Source organism: candidate division KSB1 bacterium (assembly GCA_024655945.1).
Classification (GTDB): domain Bacteria; phylum Zhuqueibacterota; class Zhuqueibacteria; order JANLFK01; family Oleimicrobiaceae; genus Oleimicrobium.
This window is the reverse complement of record JANLFK010000008.1, coordinates 69,754-92,193: the sequence shown is the minus strand read 5'-3', so window position 1 is coordinate 92,193 and position 22,440 is coordinate 69,754. Positions and strand designations below refer to the sequence as shown.

Sequence of the window (22,440 nt, the reverse complement as noted above, 5' to 3'; positions counted from 1 at the left end):
GGGACTGTAGCCGGAGGTTCCTGATGAAGCTCGCATGCGCACGGCTCCTCTGTTGCGCAGCCTTCTGCTCCATGGGGGTGGCATGGGCTCAGCTGGGCCCCTACTTCGCGCCGGCCCTACCCTATGCCGGCCGCCAGCCACCTGGGCAGAGCATGGGTGGTGTCTCCCCGGTGTGGGCGGAGGAGGTGCCCTCCGGCTTGGGCAATCCCGCCGGCAGTGCCGGTATCGACCGCGTCACAGTGGCGATGGGCGGCCGGGTTGCCTTGACCTCACTCTCGTTTCGCAAGACCACAACCCGCGAGTCGGCAGACGAGACTTTTGCGGAATGGCTCTGGCCCAGCTCCCTGGGCGCGGCCATTCCGTTGCGCCTTGTTGGACAGCACATGGCAGTGAGCGCCACCTACGACGGCCCGGCCGCCATGGAATGGGACGGCACCCACGCGCCCACCAAGACGGAGGTGGCCAGGAAGGGTTCGGCCTTCTCCATTTCCCTGGGCGCGGCATGGCTGCTCTCGCGCAGGGCAGCCTTTGGCATTGGCCTTACCAGGTGGGTCGGCGAAACGCGCTGGGAGTTGTCCGCCCCCTCGAGCGAGCAGACTGGTCAGGTCAGGCAGCACTATCGAGGAACGGGCGTGCATTTCGGCGCACAGACGCGCGGGGCGGGTCTGGCGGCCGGCATTGTCCTCCACTTGCCGCACCGCCTGATGAGTGGCGAGGCACGCGCTATGCCGCCGTGGGGACCAAAGGTGGAGTACTTGCACCGCCAGGAGTTCCCGGGAGCCGTCGACTTTGGCATAGGATACGCCAAGGGGGATCGCTTTGCAGTGGCAACCAGCGCCGTGCTGCAGAGGGCTTCGACTTTCCAGACGCGCAGCAGTTCGTGGCGCGCCAACAGGGGAGCGAGTGGAGCCGGCAAAGTCTCCGCAGGAGTGCAGTACCAGTTTGCCCTTGACAAACTCACCATTCTTGCGTATATTTCCTATGGCATCGTGCGAATGCCGAAGGCGCAGGGGATGGACCCGCCGGAATTCCTGCAGATGACCCGCACCGACGATGACCTCGTGGTTTACGAACTGACCCTGGGCGCCTCGGCAAAGATGAAGAGGTGGGCGCTCCACCTCATGGCACAGTGGCTGCGTAGCTCGTTTGCGGTGGGCGAGCACCTGCTGGCTCCTCCGTGGTCCTGAGTGATGGTGGAGACCTCAAGGTTTGAGGTCAGGCGAACTCAACTCAGTGTCAGCTTTGGTCTGTCGAGCAGCCTGTAAGCGGAGCCGTAGCGACGCCTCGCGGCCCATTGCCCTTCGAGGGGACATCTGCCCCAAGCAAGGAACAGGCCGGACTTTTCAGGTTCGTGCGCGATCAATGCGGTGCGAGCCGGCGGCGGGCGCGCATGACCTGAGCCGTTGGCGGCCCTTTGAGGCCAGTTTCTCTTCCCGGGCAAGAGGCGCCGAAGGGAAGAGCGGCCCGCGCTGCGGTTTTCGGGACAAAACAGGGGAGGATAGTTCCCTGCGGAACAGGTGGCTTTGCGCCTTCGTGCTGGCGGTGATGGCCATGCTGGTCCCTGCCGCTGCGACTGATGCCCAGATGCTCGCTGGGATCACCGCGCCAGTGCAGACAGAGTTCGGTATCTACCGGCCGTACCCGGTGTCGGTGGTGCCGGCCATCCCGCCGTACACGCTGGCACCTGAGTTGAGCAATGTCTGCAACTTCTCGCGTTTTGCCTTCTCCGCTGAGGAGCTCGCCTTGCTGCGGCAGAACCAGTTCGTGGTCACCCCTCGCCGCCTCACCGGCGGCGGGACAGGTTACAAGGAGGTCTATGACCTGTACAATGAGTGCCGCGAACAGGGGATTCCCATCCTGGTCACGACTGACGCCATGCTGCACACCTTCCATCTCTGCTTCGACTACATCCTGAAGACTTGCGAGGAGCAGCGCTTCTTTGGTGACCTGAACGAGCTCCTGGCTGTGCTTCTGGCCCAGGCAACACGCGACTACCAGAGCGCCACGCTCGCTCTTGCCCGGCAGGCTGCCGCGCTCAACGTCAACTACTTGATTGTGGCCAAGGCCTTGCTGGACACGAACTTTGCCAAGGACGACAACGTTCTCCCGCCCGAGGCGCGCCTCTACGATGAGGAACTGGAGCTCATCTACCACCCGCCTGGCTGCACCCAGTGGCCCTCGCCGCTGTTTGGCCCCGACTACCTGGAAGACTACACGCAATACAAGCCACGTGGCCACTACACCAGGAGCGATTCCCTCAAGCACTACTTCCGCGCCATGATGTGGCTGGGGCGAATGACGTTTGCTTGCGCAGAGGCGGACAAGACCCTCGGCGCGCTCCTGCTCACCCGCTGCCTCAGGAACTTGGCGGTCGGCTCCAGGCAGGGCCAGGAGGTGTGGGAGGACATCTATCTGCCCACGGTCTTTTTCGTGGGCAAGAGCGATGACATCAACTTCTACCAGTACGACTCTCTGGCAGCGGCCGTTTACGGGTCGCAGTACACAGCCTTGGACGTGGATGCGCTGGCCGACAGCGCGGGTCTCGGCCCCTTCATGCGGCTGGCGCAGAAGCTGCCAGGCTCGAAGATCGTCAGCGGCGATACCATTCCCAAGGGGTTCCGCTTGATGGGACAGCGCTTCATCCCTGACTCCTGGGTCATGGACCAGTTGGTCTACAACCAGTTACCCGACCGCATCTGGCCCCGGGGATTGGACGTCATGGCGGTGCTTGGCTCGCAGCGCGCCTACGACCTGTTGGCGCATGATCGACGAACATTCACCGGCTATGAAAAGCGCTTGAACGAACTGCGCGCCGAGTTTGCTGCCTATCCACCTGCTACCTGGGCGCAGAACGTCTACTGGAACTGGCTCTACTGCCTGCTGCCGCTGCTCTTCCCCAAGGGTCAGGGCTTTCCCGCGTTCATGCAAGCCCTTGCCTGGGTGGATAAGGAGCTGTTTGCCGCGCTGGCCTCCTGGGCCGAGCTCCGCCATGATACCATTCTCTATGCCAAGCAGAGTGGCACCGAGACTGGGGTGCGCCCACTAAACGCGCTGGAGCAAGGCTACGTGGAGCCGAATCCCTGGCTGTACGCCCGCCTGGCGGCCTTGGCCAGCTACCTGAGGGCCGGGCTCCAGGCACGCGGGCTCCTGTTTGAGAACTTCCGGCCGTCCCTGCAGAGCATGGAGGACCTACTCCTGAACTTGAAGGGGATCGCGGAGAAGGAACTCCGCGCCGAATCCCTGACCTTCGACGAGTACCGGCTCATCTGCAACATCGGCGAAACCATCGAGACCATCGTCACATTCTCCCTATGGCCCGGAGGAGGCCCTGGTTTCGGAGAGGAGGACGAAATGCCCGTCATCGCCGATGTGCACACCGAGCACAACACCGCTCGGTTCCTCGAGGTGGGCGTCGGCTATCCGTACGCCATCTACGCCATCTGCCCGGTGGAGGGCCAGCTAAAGATCGCCAAGGGCGTGGGATTTGCCTACTACGAGTTTATCTCTCCCGAACGGTTGACCGACGAACAGTGGCGGGAGATGTTGAAGAAGGGCCAGCAGCCGCCCCATCCGGAGTGGGCGGCCTCATTTGTAGCTGAGGCCGGCTGGCCAAACAGCAACCCCATGGCCTACTACCCGCACAAGTCGGGCATGGTGGCCCTGCTGGTGGCGGTCAACCCGGACAGTGTGGCAGCCGGAGGCGCGGTGCAGGTGAGCATCCAGAGCAACTTTGGCTACCCACGGCTGAGCGGGGCCGAGGTGACGGCTGAGACCCGGGACGGCATCGTGCTGATGTCCTTGCGCGCCACGGCACAGGGCGATGCCTATGTGGCTACCATCCCCACCGCTGGCTTTCCGTGCGGGCGAATCTGGGTGAGCGTGGTAGCTACCCTGCCCGGTGGCTGGGAAATGCCCGACACACTCGGCTACCGCACCAGCTTTGTGGTACGCGGGGCGCAAGGAGTCGAAGGGGAGAGGCAGGGGCCTACAGGTTTCGCTCTGCTCCCCGGCTATCCGAATCCCACGGCTGGCGTGGCTGCCCTGCGCTACACGATCCCTGCTGCGCAAGAAGTGGAGCTGGTGGTGTTTGACCTCAAAGGTAGGATGGTGCGCACGCTGGCAGTTGGCCCGCAGACTGCAGGCGAACATGTGGCGGCTTGGGATGCGCGGGACGTCCCGGCAGGGGTCTACCTGGTCCGTCTCCGCGCAGGTACGCAGAAGGCATGGCAGAAGCTAATTGTCACCCGCTGAACAGGAGCTCAACAAGAAAGGTGAAGTCATGGCGAGAACCTGCAATCTCGAATTCGACTTTGTCTATCTGGCGCGTCTCACCAAGGCCGGGTTGAAGCCGCTCAGCAGGTGGGAGAAGCCGCTTGCGCCGCAGGGGCACCGCCTTCTTCGCCGCCTGGGCCTGCGCACGGCCACTGCCGAACGGCTCCTGCAGAACGGGGGCCGCACTACCGAACTGATCTTCGCGCGCGTCGAGCTCCCCATCCGTCTCTACCTGCACCGCTTTGCAGGCCGCCCCATCACCAAGTCGGCTGAGGAGCAGCGCGTGGAAGGGTTCCTGTTCGGCTATCCGCCTTGCTGCGTGGAATCCTTCATCCGCAATGGCTACCAGCCGAACGGCCTGGCGGCAGAGGAGCAGCGGCTCTTCTTCCACTGGGCCTGTGCCGGTTGCCCGGTGACCCCGTTGCTGGTGCCGCACTACCGGGCGGTGTTCGAGGAGTGCCAGCAGGAGTTCCGTTCTCAAGCCGAGACCGGCCGCAGTTGGCCAAGGCTGCCCCGCTTAGCTGCGGCTGCGGCGATGGTGGCTGCCCTGTCCGCCGGTGCCCTGGACCGCCTGTTCGCCCAGGATGCCCACTGGCTCCCCCTTGCCTCAGGCCTAGACCGCAACGGCAACTACCTGCTTGACCGCGTGGAGGAAGGCCTCCTCGGTCTGGCCCCCGACACCACCGCCAGCAGCCTCGCACGCATGGTGATGCAGAAAATCGCGGCTCTGCCCCAGGGCCAGACGCCTGGAGGGATCTACATCGAGCACTTCCCGCAGTATGGACTGGAAAAGTGCAGCATCTGCGGTGCTGACGTCAACATGGGGTTTGTGCTGATCAGCAATGACAACTTGAAGGAGGCGATTACCCTTCCTTACATGGCCCTGCACTATCTCGAGCACGGGAGTTTTTCCTTTTCCGGAGAGCTGCATCAGGGACGCGTGCACCTGCTGCGCCTCCTCCGGGTTCTGGGCCTGTCGGATCGAGTCCACGTGCTGCAAGTTGAGCCTTCCGCAGACGGGGACGACGACGGGCTCGTGGACGCCGCCGAGGCCCGCCTCAGCTTTTCGCCGCAGGTGGCCGACACCGATAGCAATGGCGTGGTCGACGGCTTGGAAGTGAGCTTGGATTGGGCGGCGGAGATCAATGCGCTGCCCAGCGCGTGCGGCTGCGCGCCTCCTGGGGATCGCGTCTACCGCATCGAGCATCAAGCCAAAGGTCTGGAGACTTGCGCCATCTGCGGGGAACTGGTCAACATGGGCTACGTGGAAATCGTCAACCCGATGGAGCGATTCGTAGTGGAGATGCCCTACATCGCCCTGCACTACTTGGAACATGGCAGTTTTGCCTACGAGGGCGACGTGCATGGCCGTGGCCTGGAGGAGCCGCGTACCCTCGACTGCGTGCTCCATTCGCCCGGCGGCTACCACCAGCAGCCCGTTGCCGGCGATGCCGATGGCGATGGCCTGCAGGATGACGAAGAGGCCGGACTTGGCACGAACCCCACTGCACGCGACACCGACGGCGATGGGATCCCAGACGGCGCGGCCCTTGCCTGGGAACTGCACCAGGCGTTCCAGGGTCTGCCCACCGAGCCGCGGCCTGATGGCCCCTACCTGCGCCATTACCTGCAGCGCGGGGTGGAGCAGTGCGCCGTGTGCGGCCAGTGGGTGAACATGGGCTTTGCCAGATTGGTGAACCCCACCCGAAGCGACTCACTGGACGTGCCGTACATCGCCGTCCACGCACTGGAGCACGGTGCCTTCACCTATGACGGCAGCCTTCATGGTGCGGGACGCCTGGACCCGGTGCGGCTGGCCTGGCTACTTGGCGTGCAAACCGCGGTCGCAGAAAACCAGTCACCTCTGCCGCGTCGTTCTCGGCTCGTCGCTGTTCACCCCAACCCCTTCAATTCGGTGACGGTGCTGTCCTACGAATTGTCAGAGCCTGGGGTGGCTGAGCTGGCGATCTACAACCTGCTCGGCCAGAAGGTGCGCACACTTGCATCGGGGTGGACGCAGGCCGGGAGCTACCGCGTGCTTTGGAACGGCCTGGACGAAGGAGGTGAGACCTTGCCCAGCGGCCTTTACCTCTGCTGCCTAAGAGTCGGTGGGCGGAGCCAGGTGTCCAGAGTGGTGTTCGTCAGGTAGAGGGATATCCGCCTCCTCTGGCTGATGTCTCCACACAGACGGGGAAAACAGACATGTGGGCAAGGGCTTTTGTGCTGCCGCGTGCGGTGCCGGTAGCTATGCTGTTCTGCGCACTCGCCAGCGAGGGTGGCGCGCAACCGGTGTTGCCTGGTCTCCGGATCGTCCCACTGGCAGAGGGCCCTGGTGATGATTGCCACCCCTATTTCAGCCGCGAAGAGGCCGACCGACTTTACCGCGTGTGGGACTCGCAAATAGACAGCGGCAATACGGAGGTTTTCCTGCGACAGCGCTCTCGCGGGGTTAGCGGATGGGGCGAGAGCATCCGTCTGAGTAAAAATCCCTGCCTGGATCAGTTCCCAGCGGTGGCCATTTTTCGGGATGACCCCATTGTCGTATGGGAGACGCAGGGGGAACATAGCTTTGAGCTGGTCTTCTGCAGGCATGATTCGGTGGGGTGGTCTCTGCCACAGTCCATAAGGCGAGATGAGATCGATGATCGTCACCCCACCCACTGGCGTTATCCGCCCTGTTTAAACGGCAAGCCCTGGCTGGTGCTGGCTTGGGAGCGCGCTGGTCAACTCTATTGGGGCGAATATGGCGGGGAAGACTGGCGCATTGTCGGTCCAGTGGCGCCGCAGTCGGGGGTGCAAAGAAATGCCTTTCTGCTGGCAGACTTCCTCTCGCGGGGGGAGGTGCTGTTCATAGCATGAGAGCTCGTGGAAGGCGCCAGCTCTCAGATCTGGGGGAGCTGGCTGCGCAGGGGCAACAACCAGCAGTGGGCTGCTCCGCTGCCGTTGAGTCCCGGCGGCCATCGGGATTCCCACCCGGTACTCCTGTCCGAGGGCTGGCCTTTCGATGCGGGTGCGAGGAGCGTCGTATGGCAATCCGATGCAGATGGCGATGAAGAGCTTTATGCACGGAGATGGTGGAGCTGTGAAGATTCCGTCTACCTGTGGGAGACGACAAAGCTGACCGAGAACGAAGCCGTTGACATTGATCCCTATGGCTTGTTCTTGCCTTTTGGCTGCCTTGGCTCCCCGCTGCTGGTATGGGCTTCAAACATCGATGGCCATTTTGACATCTATGGTGGCACAATGTCTCCAGAGTTTCGGATTACCCAAGACGCCTTTCCGGACCGCTCCCCGATCATTTCCGTCGCCTTCCCCTTCCCCAATCCTCCTGATACCAGCTGGGACGCCTGGGAGAGTTTTCGCGATGGCAACTGGGACATTTTGGCTGCGGGCATTCCCGAACAAAGGGGCCTCGTGGTTGACGAGAGGCCCTTGGTGCCAGGTGACCTTGTTCTGTATCAAAACTATCCCAACCCTTTCCACGTCTCCACGGCAATCCGGTACGACATGCGTACGCCGGGCTTGGTGAGGGTGGAAATATACAACATCCTCGGGCAGAAGGTGCGCACGCTGCCGGAGGAATGGAAGGCGCAAGGGAGCCACCAGGTGCGCTGGGACGGCAGAGACCAGAGCAGAAGGCCCGTGCCCACCGGCGTTTACTCCTGCCGACTCTGGGCGGGTGGCGCGCAGCAGGCCATCCAGGTGCTTTATCTGCCCTAGGAATGGCGCTTCGTGCGGTGTGCTGCGACAAGTGCTTGAAGTAGAAAGACTGCACGCTGGTCATTACACGTGGGCGCAGACTGACCGGATGAGGGCTCGCTCCGGACGTTCCCCCTTGCGGGCATGTGCAGCGAGGACGCTTCCTGGTCTTCTGCACTGCGGTGATGACGCTGCCTCTTGACAGGCCCACGCCGCATAGGCAGAGCACGTTGCGCCTGCTCACCAGCGGCGTGAAGAACCCTCACCAGACGGGGAGGTGCGTCATGAAGATGCGAACATCGCTCGTCACACTCTTGCTCCTGTGCCTTGCCGCCGGCTGCCAGCGGCAAGAGAGAGTCTATGTCGGCGCGACCGATAACTTGGTATTCGGCTTCAACGACAAAGGGGAGCTAATGTGGAAATGGTCTCTGCCCGGTTTCCACGTGCGCTTGATCACCGATTCGGTTTTCTTCGCCGGGAGGTCTCAACCGGCATCGCTCGTGGCTGGTGACGTGAGGACCGGCAAGGAGTTGTGGCGTTGGACTGCCGAAGGGGTGCTCGTCGGAGTGGGCACAGACAGCATTTCGCCCGATTGCACCGTGGTGGCCTGCACTGTGGAAAGAGCCACAGAGGTGGAGCACGTCGAGCTCCATCCTCGCACTGGTCAGCTACTGGCCAGCAGGATGCGCCCCAACGAGCGCCCCTGGCGCGAACCCCGGGCTGGCGCCGCCTGCCCTGCGGCGCCACTGGAAAAACAGGTGCACGTCTGCTGCTCCTCCTCATTCGCTCTTGGCTTTGATCCCGACGCCAAGCTGGTGTGGCGACTGCCGCTCCTGCCGGAGGAGACCCACTGCTTGTCCACAGCGCAGCATGTGGTTCTCAGGCACGGCACCGGGCTGCGGGTGGTAGACCGCTCCACCGGGAAAGTGGCGTGGCAAGCCAGCTATGACAAGAAGATCACAGGCGTCATAGATGGCGGCAATTTTGTGGAAATAAGGCTGGCGGATGGCACCTTCCGACGACACGAAGCGGCCACCGGCAAACCTTTCGAGGCCCGCCAAGGAGGCGGTTGGGGGCTCCGAGGGAGGAATTACGTGAACTCGAGTGCCGGAGGAAAAGCGCATGCGAGGTTCGTTGGTGGTGCTTGTGGCCTTGCTCGCACCATTCTGGCAGGCACACTCCCAGGACTAGGCGGGGAGCAGCTAAGCAAGAAGGAAACCAGTGTCGCACAGACAAACTCACCTGCTGCCGCTCGTCGTGCTCTCTTTGGCGGAAGTGTCAGGCCAGTCCTCGGGACCATTGCCTGTTGTCCCGCCTGCCCAATGGCCCAAGGACGACTGGCACCCTTACTTCTGCAGAGGGTTCTTGGGTGCGGTGGACACGATTCTTTGCCCTATGATTGGCAAGTAAAGCCCGGGAACGCAGGACTGTTCGCTCATGGCCGCACGGGACAGACTGCGTGAGGCGAGCCGCTGTGTCTCGCCTTCGATCCGGCGACGGATCAGAATGCGGTGCTCGAGTTGGCGGGGGATTGTGCGATTGTTATGTGAGAAAGCACCCGGCGCGACAACGCGGACCTGAGGTACGCGACCCATGAGCAGTGTCGGTGGTCCGCTGTCGAGCTTATCACCATAGACTTTGCGGACGAGGAGGATTTCCTTCCGCTTGGCCAAGGTGGCCCACCTCGCAGTGGATCTCTACAACGTGGCCGGCCGCAAGGTGCGCACGCTGGCAGAGGGCCTTCAGGCGGCCGGCTGGCACCAGCTGCGCTGGGATGGCCGGGATGACAGGGGTGGCCCTCTCCCGCGGGGGGTCTACTTCTGTCGCCTGAAAGGCAGGGTGTTCGACAAGTCGATCAAGAGTCTCTTTCTGCCGTAGCCGCAAAGAGGCGGCGCAAGGGGAGAGGGGAAAAAGCGTGGGTCCGGTCCGAGAGCGAGGGAAACGTGGCCGTAGAGTGAGAATGGCGTTGTGTGGCAGAGGGGTTCTCCCTCCGCACGAAGAAAGTGGCCTGGGAGCCGAGGGGGCGTAGAGACGGGGAAACCAAGCTGGGGCAGTCCTCCTGAGGCGGCCAGGCGGAAAGACTGTACCAGGAGGCGCAACCGATGAGTGCGCGAAAGTGCTGGTTGTGCGTTTTGTTGCTTGGCCTCAGCTGTGCCAGGCAGCCGCAGGGGCCGGCGTATGTCGCTTCCACCGAAACGTTCGTATTCGGGTTCGACGAGAAAGGCAAGGTGCTCTGGAAAACTCCCATGCCGGGGTTTCGGACATGGGCCTTCTCTGACTCGATCTGGCTTGCTTGCAGCCTCGTGCCGGCAGTGCTGGTGGCCATCGAGCCCACGACGGGCAAGGAGCTGTGGCGCTGGTCTGGCGAGGGCCTACTGGTCGGAGCCGCCCTGGACAGCATTCCGCCCGATTGTACCCTGGTGGCCTGTACCGTGGAGACTGCCACTGCGATGGTGCACATGCGCCTGCACCCACGCACTGGTCATTTGCTCGCCCGCTGGACGCGCCCCAACGAGCTTCCGTGGCCACAGCCGCGCCAAGGGGCTGCATGCCCGGTGCAGGCGCTCGAGGAGCTGATCGAGGTTGCCTTTTCCTCTGCAACCGCCTTCGGTTTCGACCAGAATGCCAAGCTGGTCTGGCGGCTCCCTCTGCGGCCGGAGGAGCGTCCTCGCCACTTTTCCATGCGCTACGTCGTGCTGGGTACCGAATGCGGTCTGCGTGTCCTGGACCGGCGAACCGGGAACATCTTGTGGGAAAGGCACTACCCTTCCGCCGTTCAGTCACTCAGCGGCGACGAGGACTATGTGCAAGTCGGCCTGGCGGACGGCACCTATTGGCTGCACGAAGCCGCCACTGGCAAGCCGTTCCGGCCCTCTCAGGCTGCGCTGCCGCAGCAGCGGTAGCACACACTGCTCCTGCAGCAGAAGGAGGCACCATGAGAAGCAAAACGCTCTTTGCGGTCGCCCTTGCCCTTGTGGCATCCCCGGCGGGGGCGGCTCCACATGCTGGGGGTGAGCAAACGGGGGAATCGCCCGTGCTGGTGGCTACCTCTTCCTCGCCACTGGCCACTGCCTTCAACAACGGCCGCCGCATGGTGAGGGATAGCAGGGACAACCGTTATCTGGTCTACCAGGACGTCAGCGACGGCCTGCCCATAGTTTGTTTCGTGCGGAGCAGTGACGGCAAGGTCTGGTCGACGCCGGTGACCCCGGCCTTTGGGTGCTTTCCCTCGCTGGCCATTGATGAGCATGACCACCTCTTCTTGGTGTGGCAAGACCTGTGGCAAGACCCAAGCAGTACAGGGATATATTGTAGCCGGAGCACCGACGGTGGTGACACCTGGGAAAGTCCCTGCCGGCTGAACCCCATTCCATCGTCTAATGACGACGAGCCGGTCGTCCAATACCCCGTGGTGGAGGCAGGCGCCAGGTATGTATATTTCGCCTGGCAGCAGGGGGCCACCGCCCCGGCAGGTACGTGGCACGTGATCTTCTTTGCCGCGCTGCCAAAAGATTTGCTCCGGCCCTGGGGGTCTTACCTCTGGAGGATTTCCCAGCTAACTGTGGATGCGCGGTTCCCCGCGCTGGCGTGCAATCTCGGCTTTCTTGACGACGGCAGCGTGCACGTCGTGTGGGCCGAGTCGACCGCCACCGGTGCCGAGAGAATCTGTTACCGCCACATGGATGAGAGGACCCATCTCTGGACCCCTCCCCTCGACTCCCTAGCCCTGGACTTATCGTCAGGGACGTCCGCGTCCACACACCGCCACCCTGCGATTTCCGTGGGGAACGGGGAGATTGCACACGTGGTGTGGGACCACGGAAGCGGCGGCGGCTTCCATAGTCTGCTCTTTGCCGACATCGCGCAAGCCCGTTTCGACCACGAGGTGCCCACATGGGGAGATGCCATGGTCTGCGTGGATGACGTGTACCTCAAGTACAGTGCGCTGGTCTGGGTGAGCCAGGACGAGGTCTACTACATGCAGGCGCGGGATGGAGCCTTGCTCCATCCTGACCCAGTGCCGGTAAGCGAGCGCGATGGGGTGCCAAGTCGTTACCCAAGCGTGTGCTACAAACAGTTCCGCGCCGACTCCCTCGACGTGGTGTGGACCGATGGCAGCGAGCCGCCCTACCGCATCTTGTACCGGCGCATGGCAAAGATCTACCCCGGGCAATCGGCGGACCAGCCGGCGACCAGCGGGCCCAGGCGTTTCGCGCTGTTATCGAGCCACCCGAATCCGTTCCGTGCCGGAACGGTCGTTCGCTACGAACTCCCGGCACCCTGCGGGGTGCGGCTTGAGGTCCTCAACGTGCTGGGCCAGAGGGTGCGGACGCTGGTGGACCGGCCCGAGACGACGGGTGCGTATCAGGTGGGCTGGGATGGTCGCGACGAACAGGGAAGCAACCTGCCGGGCGGGGTTTACCTCTGCCGGCTGGTGGCAGGGTCTTGGGCGACAACCACCAAGCTTGTGTTGCTGCGGTGAAGGTGCCCCTGGAGAGCCCTCGTGAGACAAACCCGATGCTTCGCCGCACTGATGGGGGCGATGCTCCGTTGTTGGCAAGCCGGTGGCAAGTGGTGTTTACTTCTAGCTGATTGAGAGAAGCGGATTGAGAAAGAGCAGGCGAATTGTGTTGTCGCGATGAGCACTGGCTGCTGCTCTCAGAGAACCTTGTGCGCCCCGTAGCTGCGCCTTTATGGGCGGGACAAGCTGCCGAACTCCGGTTTTAGCGATCTACACCGGAGGAGACGGGGCCGAGAGGTGGGCAGTGGACAGCCGTTGATTCGAGTGGCCACTACGAGACACCGCCTCTCCCGCCTGAGCAAATGTGGCTTCGAGGAGGCGAGTGAAATGCGTGGAAGGCTTTCTGTTGGGATGCTGGCCATCGGCCTTGCTACATCAGCCTTGGCACAGACCTTGGAGCCCCTGGGGATGGCAGGGTACGAACTGACGTGCCTGGCCTCCCATGAAGGACGCCTCTTCGTCGGTACCCCGGGACAGGGCGTGTTTGTCCGGGATGCGCAGGGCGGAAACTGGCGCTCCCTCGGTTTGGAAGGGGCCACTGTCCTCTCCCTCTATCCTCACGACGTTGGCCCCCTCGGTTGGTGCGTGGCCGCTGGTGCCGAACCATCTGGTTCCGGCGCCGACACCACCCTCATCTACTGCTGGACGCCGACCGACTCCCAGTGGACCCCCATGGACAAGGGGCTCGAGCGCTCGGAGGTGCGAGCCGTCTACGCACTCGACGGCTTTCTTGATCCCCGGATCTGCGGGGAGACTTTCGCCGGCGGGGGTGAGGGTGTTTACCGGAGAACACTGGGCAGTGAGGCATGGGAAAGAGTCTCCGAGTGGCACTTCGCCACGGTCTACGACCTCAAGGTGAATCCGGCGAGGCGTACCGTCTGGGCGGTTGGCGGTGGGACCTGCGCCTTCATCCCTTTGGCGGCCAAGTCGACGGACGCGGGTGACACTTGGGAGTACCTCCTTCCTCCCTCTCCGGCCCCCTTGTTATCGAACAGTTGCCTTTCTTTGGCCTTCCATCCGCACTTTTCCGACACCCTGTTCGCGGGAATGACCGGAGCCGTGGTGCAGACCACCGACGGCGGAGAGGGGTGGCGCTTCGCGCTGCAGGAGGAAGGGACCGATTTCAAGGGCCTGGCCATTGACACGGGCGGGCCACTGCACGTGTGGGCAGCAGGGAGCGGAGGCCGCGGCTCGTGCCGATTCTGGGAGAGCTTTGACGGAGGTCGCCAGTGGTTTCGCATGCGGAAGGTGGAAGAGAGGCTCGCCTCAGGCGTTGTCCGCCTGGTTTTCGACCCCCTCGCTGCGGGAGTCGTGTACATAGCGACATCCCACAACGGCGTGTGGCGCTACGAGAACCATGCTTCGCCCGTCAGCCAGGACGCCATCGTCCTTACCCTGCGACTGCAAGAAGGCATTCCGCTGGACATGGCCTTGGCAGAAGAAATCGAGGCGGCACTGAAAGCGGCGCGCGAAGCGGTGAGTGCGCTAGACGGGATCCATGCCTTTCCGGAGTATGTGCCCACGGAACTGCTGGTGAAGGCGGATGCCCCCTGGACACGAGCCTGGGCGGTAGGCCAGCTGTGGACGGGCAACCAAGCCGTGGATGCCCTTGGGCGCCAGTTCTTGTTGACGGGCGCACGGCCTCTGTTGCCATCCGGGCAGCCACAATGGTGGGTGCTCACCTTTGCCGCGCCGCTGAAAGTGCCACTCCTTGCCCGCCTCTACCAGGCCTGCGCCGGAGTACTGGCAGCGGAGCCAAACGGCTACACCGGAGACGGGGACAATATCCAAGCCTTCAAGAAAGACGAAATGTGGCATTTCGTCTTCTCTAAGGGATGGGGAGACTGCCGGGCAGGATGCATTGATCGCTACTACTGGTATGTGACGGTGAGCCACGACCTCTCCGCACGGCTGGTTGCCGAGTGGCAACAAGATTTTTCCTCCCCGCGCATTCACCTGTGGAATATCCCGCCTCGATACGCAGCGACCGTGTTCAAGAGCACAGAGGAGCTTCTTCTGGCAGTGGGTGCACCCGAGTGGTGGGTGCGGCGGCACGCGCTGGAGGTTATCGGTCGGCTCTTCGCCTACCCGAACCCCTCGGTTGGAGAGGACTTGGCAAACCCCTTGCTGTTTGCCCAACTCCGCCAGGGGGTCAGGCAGCGCCGTGAGGAGGTCATCTCCCTGGTGCGCGGCTGCTTCGGTGACCCGGACGAGGACGTGCGCGCCTCTGCTCGCCTGGCGCTCACGAGAGTGCTGGGACTGGAGGGCGGCGATTTGGCCTGCTACTTCCCGCTGGCCGTTGGTAACTGGTGGCGGTTCACCGGTGGGCAGCGTTCGGAGGTGAGGGATACCCTGCGCCTCGGTGGGCAGCTTTTCTTCCAGGTGGATGGCCTGGCGCAGGTAGGACGGGCCTTCGTGCGATTCGGAGAGGACAACAAATTGGTACTTGCCACGACCGGCATCGCGATGTGCTGGTTGGACTTTGCTGCGGACAGCGACCAACCATGGGTGGTTTCTGTGCCCGGCTCCGCGGCCCGCTGGACGGTGTCGCTGGAAAGCACCTCAGACACCGTGACCGTTCCCGCGGGCACGTTCACGCACTGTTATCGTTTCCTCTTCAGGTTTTCCGGGAGTGACAACGATTGGGTGGAATGGTACGCACCCGGCGTTGGACCGGTGAAGCGGACGCTGTACGGTTTTGCCGTGATCCACTATCTGCTGGAGGTTGCTTCAGTCAACGGTGTGGAACTGCCGGCCGCGATACCATCGCCCGCGGGAGCGGACGCACCCGGCGAGTTCCGTCTGCTGCCGCCGCAACCGAATCCACTTGTAGGCACTGCCTTGCTCAGTTACCAGCTGCCTGCCGACGAGCAGGTGACGTTGGTAGTCTACGACCTGCTGGGCCGCAAACAGCGCACCCTTATATCTGGGCGAAGGGCAGCGGGCACGCACCAGGTCACCTGGGACGGGAAGGACGACCTGGGCTGGCTCCTTCCCAGCGGCCAGTACCTGTGTGTGCTGAGTGGGAGGAGCGGTCGCCAGGTGCAGAAGGTGGTGCTTCTGCGTTGACCACCGGACCTGCGAAAGGCGGACTTTCTCTCGGCAATTCCCTACATTCCCAGGTGTGTTGTGGAATGACGACTCCTGAGTGCCAGGATGTCCTTTGTGTGCCCTTTCTTTGGCCGTTCGTGTCTGGGGGGGCGAATCGGTACCCTCAGACCTGACCCCGACTCCCCAGGCGAGGTTTTATGTGTATGTGCAAGTCAGGGTGGAAGACATGCGGAGTAGACGGGCGATTGCGGACTGTGGCAACCGCAATACGCTGCTGTGGTTGAGCAGGTGACCAGGGAAAGGGAAGGCCCAGGCTGCTGCGCCTGGCAGGGCAGTGTGCGACCAAGCCTTGGGCTTTGGAACGCGCCGGAACGATTCGTTGGAGATGACCGGCTGTCCCGGCTTGGAGATCGCTGGACGAGCAATGCATTGCGAGCGTGTCTCGTTGGAGTTGGGGAGAACGGTCATGGGCACGACATCACGGGCCTGAGCAGCCAAGTCACCGGTGCTACTGTCGGCTAAGAGGCGGAGCTGTGGTGCATGGCCGACGCGCTGCGCGGCTCCATGGACGCCGCCGAGTACAAGCACGTCGTCCTCGGACTCACCTTCCTCAAGTACATCCCCGATGCCTTTGAGAAGCACTACCAGCGCCTGCAGGAGGAGCCCTACGCTGACCCCGAAGACCCCGACGAGTAGCCGGCGGTCAACGTCTTCTGGGTGCCGCCGGAGGCCCGCTGGTCCCGCCTCCAGGCCGCCGCCCGCCAGCCCACCATCGGCCAGGGCATAGACGAAGCGATGGACGCGGTGGAGCGGGATAACCCCTCGCTGAGAGGCGTGCTCCCCAAAGACTACGCCCGGTCCAAAGCGGAGGGGTTTTTGGAGGAGAGGGGGTTATGAAATACGACCCGGAAAAGCACCATCGCCGCAGCATCCGGCTGCGGGAATACGATTATTCCCAACCCGGCGCCTATTTCATCACCGTCGTCACACAGGATCGGCGATGCCTGTTCGGTGAGGTTGTGAATGGCCAAATGCGGCTAAATGAGGTCGGCCACATGGTACGCCGGGAATGGGCCAACCTGTCAAACCGGTTCCCGAACATTCATTTGGACGCGTTCATCATAATGCCCAACCACGTTCACGTTATCATTATCATCACCGACGTCAAACCTGTAGGGGCTGGTCTTGTGCCTGCCCATAATGGGGCAACCACAAGGGTCGCCCCTACGGATGCTACGGATGCCCACAATGGGGTTGCGCCGACGGTCGGGGATATCGTGGGGGCGTTCAAATCCATCACCACGGTACAATACACGTACGGCGTCAAATATTGCGGCTGGCCGCCGTTTCGTGGCCGGTTGTGGCAACGCAACTACTACGAACACATCATCCGCAACGAAAAATCCCTGAATCGCGTCCGGGAATACATCCTCAACAACCCGTTGCGATGGGAAACGGACCGGGAAAGTCAGCGGGCGCCGTGCGGTATCCCTCCGAAGGATAAACCATGACTCATCTGACAGAATCGGACATTGAATCGCTGGCCCCCGCCTGGCTGGAATTCCTGGGCTGGCAAGTGAGACACGGCCCGGACATCGCGCCGGACACCCCGTTTGCCGAGCGCGCCGATTACGGCGAGGTCATCCTGGCCCAGCGGCTGTGCGACGCCCTGGCGCGTCTCAATCCCGGCCTGCCCGCCGAGGCCCTGGAGGATGCCTTCCACCGCCTCACCCATCCCAAAGGCGCCACCCTGGAGGCCCGCAACCGCACCTTTCACCGCATGCTCGTGGAGGGCGTACCAGCTCCAGACCTACAAGGCCGAATTGCCCCCCTCTTTACCTTCAACGAACTTCCGGTCATCTCCGGCGGCCTGGAGGCGCGCCTGGGGACGCTCACGGCGGGGCGCGGGAGTGGTTGAAGCCCTGGCGCGCGATGACCGGCGCAGCCGTTGAGGACGGGGGTGTCCCGCAACTGGAGGTGCTCCTGAGAGGCGTGTTCGCCAGGAAGTACCTGCTGGAAATCCTCCGGGATGTTATCGTCTTTGAGGACGACCGGCAGGCTGGAGAAGAAGGTCGCCGGCTACCCCCAGTTCCACGCCGTGCCGGTGGCGGTGGAAGAGGCTCTGCGGGCTGCCAGACTTCGGCCGAAAAGAATAGTCGACGGCATTGGTCGTTACGAGGCCCCAAGACCTGCAGGAGGGCAACCTGGCGACGGACGCATCGGTGTGGTTTGGCATACCCAGGGGTCGGACAAGAACCTCACCGTTGCTTTCTACGCAGGGAGGATCATTTCCGAGCCGGCCATTGGGGATCCGGCTGTCGTGGTCATCACCGACCGCAACGACCTGGACGTCCAGTTGTTCGGCACCTTCTCCCGCTGCCAGGAACTCTTGCGCCAGCCGTCTGTCCACGCCGAAAGCCGGGCCCATTTGTACGCCTGCCCATTAGGGGGCGACCACCAGGGTCGCCCCATCGCCCGCCAGATGCGCGATCCGCTGCCAAACCCCTCCTTCATCCATCGCCTTGACAGGTACCCCGCTAGAACTGGCGGACCGGAACACGCCCCACGTCTTTGGCGACTACATAAGCATCTACGACATCCAGCGGGCGGTGGAGGACGGCGCGACGGTGCCCATCTACTACGAGAGCCGCCTGGCCAAACTGGACCTGGACGAGCGCGAGCGGCCCAGAATCGACCCCGATCTTGAGGAGGTGACGGAGGGAGTCCTAGGCCTCTTTGCTGCCGCCGGTGTTAGGAAGCCCGACATCTGTATTCTCTCTGAGGAGTTTCTGGCTGAGGTGCGCGGAATGCAGCAAAAGCATCTGGCAGCAGAACTCCTGCGGAAGCTCCTCGATGGGGAGATTCGCACACGGCGCAGGAGGAATGTCGTTCAGGCCCGCTCCTTTGCCCGGCTCCTGGAACAGGCGCTTCGGCGCTACCAGAACCGCGCCATTGAAGCCGCACAAGTCATCGAAGAATTTGTGGCCCTTGCCAAGGAGATGCGCGAGGCAGACCGACGCGGCGAGTAGCTGGGGCTATCTGAGGAGGAGCTTGCTTTCTACGACGCGTTGGAGACCAATGACAGCCCCGTGAGAGTGTTCGGCGAACCAACGCTCCGGCTTGTCGCTCAAGAGTTGGTGCACACGGTGCCAGAGAATGTTTCCATCGATTGGACCGTGCGCGAGAAGGTGCGGGCGAATCTCCGGCGTTGTCAAGCGCGTCCTGCGCAAAGATGGCTATCCACCCGACAAGCAGGAAAAAGGCCACCCAGACAGTGCTGGAACAGGCGGAGGTGCTCTCCGCTGCATGGGCAGTCGCCGCATGGTACTGGACTGCTCCGCCTCACGGCCGGCACCGGCCGCGATTGCGACCACCCTTGTGGTGGGCGGCAATGTGCATACCTCTCCACCTCGCGAACTGGGGCAGTCACGCAAACCTGCGCGACGGTGCCTGTCAAGGACTTCCCGTCTTGAACGATGGCCGAGCAGGATCCTTTCTCGCTTCGGAGCTCGTCGGCAGACAGCTCGTCACTCATATGCACCGCGTTAATGGTCGGCGAAGGGAGGCGTGCTGGGGCACAGGTGCGTGGACAGATGGTGCACCTGCCGAAAGCAGGCCACGGGATTGCCCAAAGGGAAATCGATTCGTCTCCAGGGCATGCAGGGACTCCTTGCCGTGCCAGCCAGCAATCTTGCGTTTTCGGGGTTGACAAACCGGCAGGAGTTTACTATATTTTTAGATGCCCGTGCGTGCCGCCGCCCGCGTCGGCGCGAATGCGGCACGTCGTCCGCCTTACACGATTCTCTGCTCTGGCAAGTGTGCTTCAGGCCGAGGTAGGCCTCATGGGAACAAAAAGCAAGAAGGCGGTCATTGCGTTCTGCAAGCGGTGTCGAGCAGACCGCCCGATGAAGCGCGCAGGCAGAGGACTTGCTGGCGAAATCATCTGGCTGCGCTGCACCGCCTGCGGCAAGATGACTCTTGTCAACGCGCGGGAGTGGGAGGAACTCATTGCCGGGCGTCAACCCGAAGGGCAGTCCTCCGTGACCGAATACGACCCTACCGCTACCTTTGCCATCGGTCAGTCTGTGTACCATCCGAAATGGGACGACACGGGGGAAGTCATTAGGAAGGAGGTGACCAGCGGTGGACAGCACATGATCGTGGTTGCATTCTCCCGCCTTGGTGAAAAGAGGCTCATTGAGAGCCTGGGCATCCCCTGAGGACAATGGGAGAGATGCCGGAAAACCTTTCGTTGCACTCCTCCCCTTTGGAAAACCGGCCTTAGCTGAGCAAAGGAGGTGAGAAGCCGCCCCCTACCGCAGTTGTGAGCCGCACGCTGTGAAGCGATTGTTGCGACTCTGAGCACAGACAGAACGGGTCAACAAGACCCTGCGGTTTTGTCCCAAGGTAGGTCTATGGCCAAGAAGAGACAGGATACGGAACCTCCCTTCAAACAGTCCATCGAGAAGTACCTGGAGGAGATCGCGAACTTCTCTCCGCTCCCTCCACAAGAAGAGATCGAGCTGGCGCGACGCATTCGAAACTCGGATACGCAGGCGCTGGAACAGTTGGTCAAAGCCAATCTGCGTTTCGTCATCAGCGTCGCCAAGGAGTATCAGGGGCAGGGGTTGCCGCTGCAGGACCTCATCAGCGAAGGGAACTTGGGGCTCATCAAGGCGGCGCAGCGTTTCGATGAGACGCGCGGCTTCAAGTTCATATCCTACGCCGTGTGGTGGATTCGGCAGTCCATTCTCCAAGCCCTTGCCGAGCAGGCGCGTGTGGTCCGTCTGCCCTTGAACCGAGTGGGCGCCATCAACCGGGTGGGGCGCACCTTTGAGGCGTTGGAGAAGGCCTACGGCCGCGAGCCGAGCATGGAGGAGATTGCCGATGAGATGGACTTGAGCACGCGTGAGGTGGCCGAAGTGCTAAGAAACGCCGCCCGCCATGTGTCACTGGATGAGCCCTTCCAGCAAGACGAGGGCACCAGTCTCTTGGACGTCTTGGAGAGCGACCGCTACGACCCGCCGGACGGCCCCTTGATGCGCGAGTCCCTGCGCAACGAGATCGACAAGGTGCTGGCTACCTTGCGGCCACGCGAGGCGGAGATAGTCCGCCTCTACTTCGGCTTCGACGGGGACCGGCCGCTGACGTTGGAGGAGATTGGCGCCCACTTCCGCCTCACCCGCGAGCGCGTGCGGCAGATCAAGGAGAAGGCCCTGCATCGTCTCCGCCACCGCTCACGCCTTGAACCTTTGCGTAAGTACTTAGGATAGCCCAAATCGGTCAAGCCTCCACACAGGCGGTGGAGGCTTTTTCGTTTGCGGAGATCTGACTCATGCCGGCGTGAGACAGGCAAGTGCCTGGGGGAGAAGTTCGAAGGTGACGGGGACGCGCCCCGGCTGCTCGCCGTCCAGGTCCAGCAGCACCTCATCACCGGAGTTGACCGTCACCGTGCGGCCGCGGAAGTAGCGCACCTTGGGGTGAGAGGCTAAGGTGCCGCGGTACAACCTAGGCACGTTGGCAATGACCTCCGTCTTGCCGACATCCCCGATGACCGCCACTTCGAACAGGCCGTCATCAGCCTTGGCGCTGGGGGCGACCCACATGCCGCCGCCAAAGTACTGGCCATTGGCCACCACCACGGCGTTTGCCACCAGAATTTCGTCGACTGCTTGATCCACAGTGATGTGCACCAACTTGTTGGAGTAGGTGACCAGGGTGGCCACCAGCCCGCCAAGATAGGAGACAAAGCCCCCGAGTGCCTTACTGGAGCGGTTGACGCGTTGCACCACAGCGCCGCTAAAGCCCACATCGCCGACGTTTACAAACAGGCGCTCTGCCCGGCGACCATGGTGGTCCACGAACAGGGCGCGGCCGAGATCGATGTGGCGCACCGTGCCGCTGGCCAGCACCTGGGCTGCCTGCCGCAGGTCCGCAGGAATGCCAAGGGTCTTGATCAGGTCTTTGCCGGTTCCCAGGGAAAGGATACCCAATTGGGTGCGGGCGAGGGCGTCGGCGAGGCCGTTGACCACCTCGTTGACCGTACCATCGCCGCCAGCGGCGACCACCAGCTCATAGCCATGTGCTGCCGCCTCCTTGGCCAGCTCCACCGCGTGCCCGGGCCCCTCAGTCAGGCGGGCCTCATACTGGCCACCCAGCGCTTCGTCGAGCAGTCTTGCGCACGCAGGCCAAATGCGGCCGGCCCTGCCGTTTGCTGCCTTGGGATTGACGATGATGAACGCAGGCATGGGGAACAGCGCCTCCCGATGACGGCCACGGTGGGTGGGATTATCGCTTGCGACTGCCGGGCTTTACCACGGGCACGCCTCGTTTGCACAGGGGGCATTTGTCCGGCGGGTAGGTAACTACCTCCAGCTTCATCACGGAGAAGAGGTCAACATCGAAGGTGGCCTTACGGCCGCTGCGGTCCACGATGGCGCCGATGCCGACGACCTCGCATCCGGCGTCAGTCGCCAGCGCGACCACCTCACGTACCGAACCACCCGTGGTAACCACATCTTCCACCACCAGCACTCGTTCTCCCGGTTGCAGTTCAAAGCCGCGGCGGAGGCTCATCTTGTCCTCTTCGCGTTCGGCCCAAATGGAACGTCTGCACAGTTGGCGTCCCACCTCCTGCGCCACTACGATGCCGCCAATGGCCGGCGCAATGACCACGTCGACATCTTCGCCGGCAAAGTGCTCGGCGATCTCGCCGCACAACAGTTCGGCGTAGTGAGGGTACTGCAGCACCTTGGCGCACTGAAAGTACTGGGGGCTGTGCAGCCCGGAGCTGAGCAGGAAATGGCCTTCCAACAACCCGCCACTGCTGCGAAAGATGCGCATCACCTGTTCCTTTTCCACCATGAGCCTCCTGTGCTGGATGTTGCTTGCTGGCG

General features: G+C 62.8%; 15 protein-coding genes and 2 pseudogenes. 15 read left to right on the top strand and 2 right to left on the bottom strand.

Annotation, left to right across the window (positions count from 1 at the left end):
• The first annotated feature begins 23 nt into the window (after positions 1–23).
• The 15 genes and pseudogenes from NUW13_11065 to NUW13_10995 all read left to right on the top strand — a co-directional run bounded on the left by NUW13_11065 (position 24) and on the right by NUW13_10995 (position 20,817).
• Positions 24–1,187: a hypothetical protein gene (locus tag NUW13_11065; protein MCR4439562.1), complete on the top strand. Its 1,164-nt coding sequence runs from the start codon at positions 24–26 to the stop codon at positions 1,185–1,187.
• 346 nt (positions 1,188–1,533) lie between these two features.
• A complete protein-coding gene (locus NUW13_11060) occupies positions 1,534–4,251 on the top strand; it encodes a DUF3160 domain-containing protein (GenBank protein MCR4439561.1) in 2,718 nt (905 codons plus the stop codon).
• A gap of 28 nt (positions 4,252–4,279) precedes the next feature.
• Positions 4,280–6,421: a T9SS type A sorting domain-containing protein gene (locus NUW13_11055; GenBank protein MCR4439560.1), complete on the top strand. Its 2,142-nt coding sequence runs from the start codon at positions 4,280–4,282 to the stop codon at positions 6,419–6,421.
• A 53-nt stretch (positions 6,422–6,474) separates the two neighbouring features.
• Entirely contained in the window at positions 6,475–7,131 is a 657-nt protein-coding gene (locus tag NUW13_11050; protein MCR4439559.1) for a hypothetical protein, read from the top strand.
• A gap of 6 nt (positions 7,132–7,137) precedes the next feature.
• On the top strand, positions 7,138–7,992 hold the full coding sequence (locus NUW13_11045; protein ID MCR4439558.1) for a T9SS type A sorting domain-containing protein: 855 nt from the start codon (positions 7,138–7,140) through the stop codon (positions 7,990–7,992).
• A 263-nt stretch (positions 7,993–8,255) separates the two neighbouring features.
• Positions 8,256–9,434, top strand: a complete 1,179-nt coding sequence (locus tag NUW13_11040) for a hypothetical protein (protein MCR4439557.1) — start codon at positions 8,256–8,258, stop codon at positions 9,432–9,434.
• Positions 9,435–9,636: 202 nt separating this feature from the next.
• Positions 9,637–9,849, top strand: coding sequence for a hypothetical protein (locus NUW13_11035; GenBank protein MCR4439556.1), 213 nt, complete (start codon positions 9,637–9,639; stop codon positions 9,847–9,849).
• Positions 9,850–10,073: 224 nt separating this feature from the next.
• Complete coding sequence (locus tag NUW13_11030; GenBank protein MCR4439555.1) at positions 10,074–10,874, top strand: PQQ-like beta-propeller repeat protein; 801 nt, start codon at positions 10,074–10,076, stop codon at positions 10,872–10,874.
• A gap of 32 nt (positions 10,875–10,906) precedes the next feature.
• On the top strand, positions 10,907–12,454 hold the full coding sequence (locus NUW13_11025; protein MCR4439554.1) for a hypothetical protein: 1,548 nt from the start codon (positions 10,907–10,909) through the stop codon (positions 12,452–12,454).
• 366 nt (positions 12,455–12,820) lie between these two features.
• Entirely contained in the window at positions 12,821–15,562 is a 2,742-nt protein-coding gene (locus NUW13_11020; GenBank protein ID MCR4439553.1) for a T9SS type A sorting domain-containing protein, read from the top strand.
• Between the two features lie 522 nt (positions 15,563–16,084).
• A pseudogene (locus tag NUW13_11015) lies at positions 16,085–16,402 on the top strand (type I restriction-modification system subunit M N-terminal domain-containing protein).
• 35 nt (positions 16,403–16,437) lie between these two features.
• Positions 16,438–17,055 (top strand): hypothetical protein, encoded by a 618-nt coding sequence (locus tag NUW13_11010; GenBank protein MCR4439552.1) that lies wholly within the window; start codon positions 16,438–16,440, stop codon positions 17,053–17,055.
• Positions 17,052–18,857 (top strand): annotated as a pseudogene (locus NUW13_11005) (DUF3387 domain-containing protein). Before NUW13_11010 ends, NUW13_11005 begins: the two are co-directional and overlap by 4 nt.
• Before the next feature lie 529 nt (positions 18,858–19,386).
• Complete coding sequence (locus tag NUW13_11000; protein ID MCR4439551.1) at positions 19,387–19,764, top strand: hypothetical protein; 378 nt, start codon at positions 19,387–19,389, stop codon at positions 19,762–19,764.
• Between the two features lie 195 nt (positions 19,765–19,959).
• Positions 19,960–20,817 carry an RNA polymerase sigma factor RpoD/SigA gene (locus NUW13_10995; GenBank protein MCR4439550.1) on the top strand — a complete coding sequence of 286 codons (858 nt, stop codon included), beginning with the start codon at positions 19,960–19,962 and terminating at the stop codon, positions 20,815–20,817.
• 60 nt (positions 20,818–20,877) lie between these two features.
• Here the strand turns inward: NUW13_10995 and NUW13_10990 are convergent, their stop codons facing one another.
• Complete coding sequence (locus NUW13_10990; protein ID MCR4439549.1) at positions 20,878–21,792, bottom strand: diacylglycerol kinase family lipid kinase; 915 nt, start codon at positions 21,790–21,792, stop codon at positions 20,878–20,880.
• Between the two features lie 40 nt (positions 21,793–21,832).
• Positions 21,833–22,405 (bottom strand): orotate phosphoribosyltransferase, encoded by a 573-nt coding sequence (gene pyrE / locus NUW13_10985; GenBank protein ID MCR4439548.1) that lies wholly within the window; start codon positions 22,403–22,405, stop codon positions 21,833–21,835.
• Between the last annotated feature and the right edge of the window lie 35 nt (positions 22,406–22,440).

Coding starts and splice junctions, on each gene's coding strand:
- NUW13_11065 (MCR4439562.1), top strand. CDS start 24: ATGAAGCTCGCATGCGCACGGCTCCTCTGTTGCGCAGCCTTCTGCTCC.
- NUW13_11055 (MCR4439560.1), top strand. CDS start 4,280: ATGGCGAGAACCTGCAATCTCGAATTCGACTTTGTCTATCTGGCGCGT.
- NUW13_11050 (MCR4439559.1), top strand. CDS start 6,475: ATGTGGGCAAGGGCTTTTGTGCTGCCGCGTGCGGTGCCGGTAGCTATG.
- NUW13_11040 (MCR4439557.1), top strand. CDS start 8,256: ATGAAGATGCGAACATCGCTCGTCACACTCTTGCTCCTGTGCCTTGCC.
- NUW13_11030 (MCR4439555.1), top strand. CDS start 10,074: ATGAGTGCGCGAAAGTGCTGGTTGTGCGTTTTGTTGCTTGGCCTCAGC.
- NUW13_11025 (MCR4439554.1), top strand. CDS start 10,907: ATGAGAAGCAAAACGCTCTTTGCGGTCGCCCTTGCCCTTGTGGCATCC.
- NUW13_11020 (MCR4439553.1), top strand. CDS start 12,821: ATGCGTGGAAGGCTTTCTGTTGGGATGCTGGCCATCGGCCTTGCTACA.
- NUW13_11010 (MCR4439552.1), top strand. CDS start 16,438: ATGAAATACGACCCGGAAAAGCACCATCGCCGCAGCATCCGGCTGCGG.
- NUW13_11000 (MCR4439551.1), top strand. CDS start 19,387: ATGGGAACAAAAAGCAAGAAGGCGGTCATTGCGTTCTGCAAGCGGTGT.
- NUW13_10995 (MCR4439550.1), top strand. CDS start 19,960: ATGGCCAAGAAGAGACAGGATACGGAACCTCCCTTCAAACAGTCCATC.
- NUW13_10990 (MCR4439549.1), bottom strand. CDS start 21,792: ATGCCTGCGTTCATCATCGTCAATCCCAAGGCAGCAAACGGCAGGGCC.